The 5,608-nt window shown below is 46.9% G+C and carries 7 protein-coding genes and 1 pseudogene; 4 read left to right on the forward strand and 4 right to left on the reverse strand.

Translation table 11 applies throughout. The annotated features are described in order from the left end of the window. Positions 1-211: 211 nt before the first annotated feature. The 4 genes from RMO27_RS19140 to RMO27_RS19155 all read left to right on the forward strand — a co-directional run bounded on the left by RMO27_RS19140 (position 212) and on the right by RMO27_RS19155 (position 2,803). Positions 212-946: a trypsin-like peptidase domain-containing protein gene (locus RMO27_RS19140; protein ID WP_309735493.1), complete on the forward strand. Its 735-nt coding sequence runs from the start codon at positions 212-214 to the stop codon at positions 944-946. 199 nt (positions 947-1,145) lie between these two features. Next, positions 1,146-1,709: a COP23 domain-containing protein gene (locus RMO27_RS19145; RefSeq protein ID WP_309735495.1), complete on the forward strand. Its 564-nt coding sequence runs from the start codon at positions 1,146-1,148 to the stop codon at positions 1,707-1,709. 39 nt (positions 1,710-1,748) lie between these two features. Further along, a complete protein-coding gene (locus RMO27_RS19150; RefSeq protein WP_309735497.1) occupies positions 1,749-2,279 on the forward strand; it encodes a COP23 domain-containing protein in 531 nt (176 codons plus the stop codon). A gap of 59 nt (positions 2,280-2,338) precedes the next feature. After that, positions 2,339-2,803, forward strand: a complete 465-nt coding sequence (locus RMO27_RS19155) for a COP23 domain-containing protein (RefSeq protein WP_309735499.1) — start codon at positions 2,339-2,341, stop codon at positions 2,801-2,803. Between the two features lie 152 nt (positions 2,804-2,955). Here the strand turns inward: RMO27_RS19155 and RMO27_RS19160 are convergent, their stop codons facing one another. The 4 genes and pseudogenes from RMO27_RS19160 to RMO27_RS19175 all read right to left on the reverse strand — a co-directional run. Beyond that, the gene (locus RMO27_RS19160) at positions 2,956-3,915 is read right to left on the reverse strand and encodes a zinc-binding dehydrogenase (RefSeq protein ID WP_309735501.1); all 960 of its coding nucleotides are present in this window, start codon (positions 3,913-3,915) and stop codon (positions 2,956-2,958) included. 57 nt (positions 3,916-3,972) lie between these two features. Then, positions 3,973-4,131 (reverse strand): hypothetical protein, encoded by a 159-nt coding sequence (locus tag RMO27_RS19165; RefSeq protein WP_309735503.1) that lies wholly within the window; start codon positions 4,129-4,131, stop codon positions 3,973-3,975. Positions 4,132-4,256: 125 nt separating this feature from the next. Continuing rightward, entirely contained in the window at positions 4,257-4,934 is a 678-nt protein-coding gene (locus RMO27_RS19170; protein ID WP_309735505.1) for a Uma2 family endonuclease, read from the reverse strand. Positions 4,935-5,000: 66 nt separating this feature from the next. Next, positions 5,001-5,608 (reverse strand): annotated as a pseudogene (locus tag RMO27_RS19175) (WD40 repeat domain-containing protein); the annotation flags it as partial.

The raw sequence follows: 5,608 nt of genomic DNA on the forward strand, positions 1-5,608 counted from the left end.
AACGACGATCGCCATGATGCTAGTCAGCACGGCGATCTGGACGATCAATCTCATCGGTCACGATCGGCAATTGGCAACTGTGCATAATTCCCTCCCGCTTGCCCGAAAGATAAATTAAGCATGAGCGATTTTTTTCCAATCTCTAATAAAGGGCATTGCTGATTTCAGATCCATCCATCCCAACTCCCAACTCCCAACTCCATTAACCAATATGAAAACTATAACGATCTGTTCCGCCCTGCTCATTGCGCTCAGTCTGACTGGTGGAGCCACACTCTCACCACCCCTATTACTCGCCAAAACACCAGCCGCAAATACTGCTAACCGCGTCTATGAAAAAGCAAATCCAGCCGTAGTCACGATCCGCAATAATCGGGGTCATGGCAGTGGTTTTATTATTAGTGCCGATGGTTTTGTCATTACCAATGCTCACGTCCTCAAAGGACAGTCGGCAATAGTCACGGTGATGATGGCTGATGGCAAGACCGAAATGCCAGCAGATGTCGTCGGCTTCTCTAAAGGGGGCATCGATCTGGCATTACTCAAAATCAATCGTCGCCAGAAATTCCCCACTCTCAACTTTGGCAAAAGTAGCGCAATTAGAGTTGGCGACCCTGTTTATGCGATCGGCACACCGCTAGGTGAGGACAATCAAAATACCTTCACAGCCGGGATGGTGAGTGCCATCCGAGGTGGCGGGAAAGTCATCCAGCATAGTGCGCCGATCAATCGTGGTAATTCTGGCGGCCCATTGGTCAACGATCGTGGAGAAATAATTGCTGTTAATACTGCTAACGATCTAGCGAAAGTAATCGATGGAGAAGGTACTCCCATCGGCACTAATACAGGTAGCGTTGGAATTGGTTATGCCCTGAGTGTCGATTTAGTGCGGAAATTCCTATTGGATGTCAAGCAAGGCAATATCTCAGCAGTCGCTACGATCTAATCTAAATAACTCTCAATAATCGATCGATAAAATGTTGTCGATCCATTCAAGATCGTTACCCGATCGATCTTTGCTTGTATAAAATCGCTTGTCCGCACTGCATTTTTTACCGCGCCTCGTCCAATCTATCCTCAAATCAGCTCTAATTTCTGAGCTGGAATCGAGAAACCCTATTTATTATATTCACCCGATCGACATTATGAAAAATCTGCTCCTAAGTGCGCTGTTGATGACTAGTTTCGGCATGGCTACCATGAGTCCGATCTTAGCTCAAACTGCTACTCCAGCCACAGCTCCAGCTCCAGCTCAAAGCGATACTGCTAGCACCCGTATCTACTGCGGCCAAAGCTACGATCCTAGTAGCAAAAAAAACCTACCAACGACCCTAGTACTTGCCGCTGGACAAACAGAACCGATCGCACTCATCGTCTGGAAAAGTGAGTTTTTTGGGCGCAACTATACGCCCCAAAAACGCTGTGAAGTCGTTTCCCCCAAATTCCAAGCTGCATTCCAAGCCGGACGGATTTACCTCAGTCCAGGGGTAGATACGGCCACTGGACAGGGGATTATTTGTAGCGCAGCGAGTGCCAGCGATGCTTGCGATAAATCCAATCTGCTGTTTACACTTAAATCCTATCAAAATGCGCAAGAGACGATCGCTAGATTAGTCCGTCTCGAAGGCGGCGAACGCAATGTCGTCCCCGTCGAAAGTAGTGGTGGCACAAATGTCGTCAATGTCAAAAAAATATTGACTCGCAAATAACCGATCGATAATGCTCTCGCTCGATTTATACATTTATCTATGAACGTGAAATTTTCACTGCTGCCGATAACGATCGCTGGAGCAATACTCCCCATTTTGCTCCAGCCTTTACCCACCTTCGCCCAATCTCAACATGTCGGTTTTTATTGTGGTTTTACCCAAAAACTCGAACCCGCAACGATGATCGCGATCGCAGGGAACGATCGAGGAGATCGATCGATCGTGGTTTGGCGACACAAACTCAATAATTTATCACCTAAACAACGGTGCGATCGAGCCGCTCAAAAATTTCAAGTAGCTTGGAATGGCGGGAAATTCAACTACTTAGTACCCGGTGTCGATAATACCAACGGTCAAGGGTTGATTTGTGCGGTAAGTGGTAAAAATGATGCTTGTCAACCCAAAAATATGTTATTTGCAGTTGAGAATGCTCGCGAAGCCCAGAATGTCAGTACGCGCTTACTCGAAAACATGAAACGTCCTGGCGTTGGCAGCGGATCGGTAATTTATCAATCTAGTTCGGCACAGGCGATCAATATGCAAGATTTAATTAATTCTCTTACTAAATAAACCCAAAATTGATCGTGAAATTACTTATTTTAGCCACGCTTATAACAACCGAATTAACGATGCTAGCGATTCAGCCTAGTATCGCCAATCCATCTACAGTCCGCTTTTACTGTGGTCAAAGCTTCGATGTAGACCAAAAGAAAATCTTACCGACGACTTTTGTAGCTACTTCCGCCCGCACAGAATCGATCGCGATTATTCGCTGGAAATCTGGTTTTGGTGGCTATTCCCCCCAAGTTAGGTGCAACATGGTATCGACCAAATTTCAATCAGCTTGGGCGGGTGGGAATTTGAAATTTATCAAGGCTGGTGTATCGAATCAAACTGGGCAAGGCATCATTTGCGGTACTGCCGAACTTCAGCAAAAGTGCGACGATTCGCAAATACTATTCACACTTAAAAATCATCAAGACGCCAAAAATATTATTACCAGCATTAATAGTATCAGAAAGGGTAATGTCCGTGGCCCACTTTCGCAAAGCTCTGGTGATTCATTAGTAGATTTAGAGCAATTAATCCAATAAACTAACTACAAACAAATTTACTTAAAATTAGAAGAAAGTTATGGAATTCAGGAGATTTTCAGCAAAAATGTCAAGTTAGAAATAGTGGATAGTGGCTCATTGAAGCGGCGATCTCAATTGTTTATGACTGAGAATCGGATCGAACTCTGGGGTTAGGATTGCAGATGGAGTACAGCTTTACCGAGAAACTGACGATCGGTTAATTGTTGGGCAATCTGGGCAATCTCGATCCAGGTTGCTTCCACATCGATATGAGGCACCAATACACCATCGGCAACCAACTTCACTAGTCGCGCTAATCCCGTCGCCGCAGGTTGCTTTTTGAGTTCATGAAATAAGATGAATCCATACAGATTTAAGCCGCCTTTCCCGTAAAATTGGGCGGCATTGAAGGTGATATTTGCACCAGCAGTGGTACCAAAAATGACACAGTTACCATCTGGAGCTAGCTGTGCCAACACCGCAGGCAACACATCCCCGCCAACCGAATCCAACGCCAGATCGTAAGGTGCATATCGATCGAATCCATTGCCGACAATTACCTGATGTGCGTGAGCGGTTTTGACAAAATCCACCAACTCAGCACGACGCACTTGCGCCGTAACGATCGCACCTGCTTGCGCTGCCAATTGACAAGCAAAATACCCCACCCCGCCCGATGCGCCCGTAATCAATACTGATCGTTGGCGTAGCCTCTCCATCGGAGAATCGAGTAATGACCCGCCGCGTTCTAGGGCTAATAATGCCGTCAATCCCGCCACGGGTAAGGTTGCCGCCGCCGCGAACGATACGGCATCGGGCAACGCCGCGAGCGCATTTGTGGGCACTGCCACCTGTTCCGCCCAAGCTCCCCCAGCCAAAAATCCCACCACCCGCGTCCCCGCCACAAATCCCGATCCGTCGCGAGCCGCCGTCTCGATCGTACCCGCCAAATCCCAACCCGGTCGCCATCCGGCTGCCGCACTCTCGGCGCGGCGGACTTCACCACGATTGAGCGAGATCGCCGCCACGCGGACGATCGCTTCATTTGGCAATGCTACTGGCGGTGCGACTCGATCGATTTTCAGTCGTCCAGGGACGTTAGGATCGACGACGACTGCTCGAATTGACATTTAGCTTGCTCCTTTGCTCGTTCAAACTTGAAGACCGATCGATAGCTCGATCGCTTTCTAGTCTTTGGCTCTTTTTAAGGATAATACTTTAATTGCGACGATGCGATCTGTTTCGAGATCTCTAGCACAATAGGTAATCCCAACTCCACCTTTGCCAAGGGTATCGATAATTTGATATCGATCGTCAATAAGTTCTGGAATAAATGTATTCTTCATGAATGAATATATTAATTGACGATATATTTAGGAATCGCGGGATAATTTAATTGGGAAAGTATCTGAGCTTCCCGCTCGAATAATTTGATCGATTGGAGGATCTCAGTTCGATATTATCGATCGAGTTATTCAATTGATCGATCTGGCAATTTTTCAATTTGGGACGCAAACCAAAGTGCGGCATTACCATTGTTATTATCCATCCGTGTTAACGTTTGTTCTAATAAATTGATCGGTAGTCCTGTCAGAGCAACTGATTCGGTACACTGTCGATATTTACCATCTACCAATCGAAAGGCGAGTACTCGTTTTCCTTTGATATCAACTACCCAATATTCAGGGATTGCTAGTGCGAGATAAAGTTGTTTCTTTTCATCCAAATCGCTAGCTAAAGTAGTATCAGCAATCTCTACCACCAAATCGGGTAAGCGCGACTCACTGAGATTCACTCGACGTGGTTCTCCCTCTACATACCGAGGCGAACCCTCGCCAATATACAGCACTTCATCTGGTGCGGCTCCCTGAGTTTGGGGTTTCGCAATGACACAACCGCCAAGTAGATCGAATTTGACATCTTCTATTCTGGCAAACCAGCTATAGAAGAGCATTGTAAAAAGCTTATTAAATCGTGCATGACTGATGCCTTCATTACCCATATCCTCAATCCACATGACTCCGAGATGAAAAAAGACGCGCTCTAGGTGACTATTGGTGTTTTCGACATGGTGTAGGTAGTCTGACCAAGTTGCCGAGTCGAGTCGTTTGACAATGACAGGTGGTGAGGTGCTAATAATCGCAGTCATGGGATATTACCTCTCAATCTGGTGCTCTGGTTCTTCCAATTTTAGCTCAGAAGATCGATGCGCCGATCAAGTGGCTGCGCTCACGATCGCGCCGAGGCTTTGCAAGGATTCGAGCGTGGCAGGGGACAATCCAGTTGCACCTGTAATGTCCATGCCCGCATATGGCGGCAAGAGTTTATAGGTATGGATGCAATCGCCGGTTGCTAGATCCCAGAGCTTGATGGTTTCATCGCCACTGCTGCTGGCTAACAAGTTGCCATCGGGATGATAGCTCACCGACAAGACCCGATCGAGATGTCCTGTCAAGGTCTGAATTACTTTCCCCGTCTCAATTTCCCAAATCTTAATCGTCCGATCGCTACTACCCGTCGCTAAATATTGCCCATTGGGACTAAACTTGACAGATAGGATTTCTAGCTTGTGCCCCTCAAAAGTTTTTAATAGTTTTCCCGTCGCAACATCCCATAGCCGTGCCGTCATGTCTGCGCTACAACTAGCTAAAGATCGACCGTCAGGACTAAAGACGACATCCCAAACCCAATTAGTGTGTCCGTCATAACATGCCAACAGCTTGCCAGTCGGCACGTCCCACAATCGCCAGCTAGAATCAAAACTACCTGTCGCCAGGAGCTGACTATCGGGACTAAAAGCGATCGATCGCACGACGTTTTTAT

The organism is Chamaesiphon sp. OTE_75_metabat_556, assembly GCF_031378165.1.
In the GTDB taxonomy this organism is placed as follows: Bacteria; Cyanobacteriota; Cyanobacteriia; order Cyanobacteriales; family Chamaesiphonaceae; genus Chamaesiphon.

Bases quoted from the DNA above. Each gene is read 5' to 3' on its own strand.
- RMO27_RS19140 (WP_309735493.1), top strand. From the start codon at position 212: ATGAAAACTATAACGATCTGTTCCGCCCTGCTCATTGCGCTCAGTCTG.
- RMO27_RS19145 (WP_309735495.1), top strand. From the start codon at position 1,146: ATGAAAAATCTGCTCCTAAGTGCGCTGTTGATGACTAGTTTCGGCATG.
- RMO27_RS19150 (WP_309735497.1), top strand. From the start codon at position 1,749: ATGAACGTGAAATTTTCACTGCTGCCGATAACGATCGCTGGAGCAATA.
- RMO27_RS19155 (WP_309735499.1), top strand. From the start codon at position 2,339: ATGCTAGCGATTCAGCCTAGTATCGCCAATCCATCTACAGTCCGCTTT.
- RMO27_RS19160 (WP_309735501.1), bottom strand. From the start codon at position 3,915: ATGTCAATTCGAGCAGTCGTCGTCGATCCTAACGTCCCTGGACGACTG.
- RMO27_RS19165 (WP_309735503.1), bottom strand. From the start codon at position 4,131: ATGAAGAATACATTTATTCCAGAACTTATTGACGATCGATATCAAATT.
- RMO27_RS19170 (WP_309735505.1), bottom strand. From the start codon at position 4,934: ATGACTGCGATTATTAGCACCTCACCACCTGTCATTGTCAAACGACTC.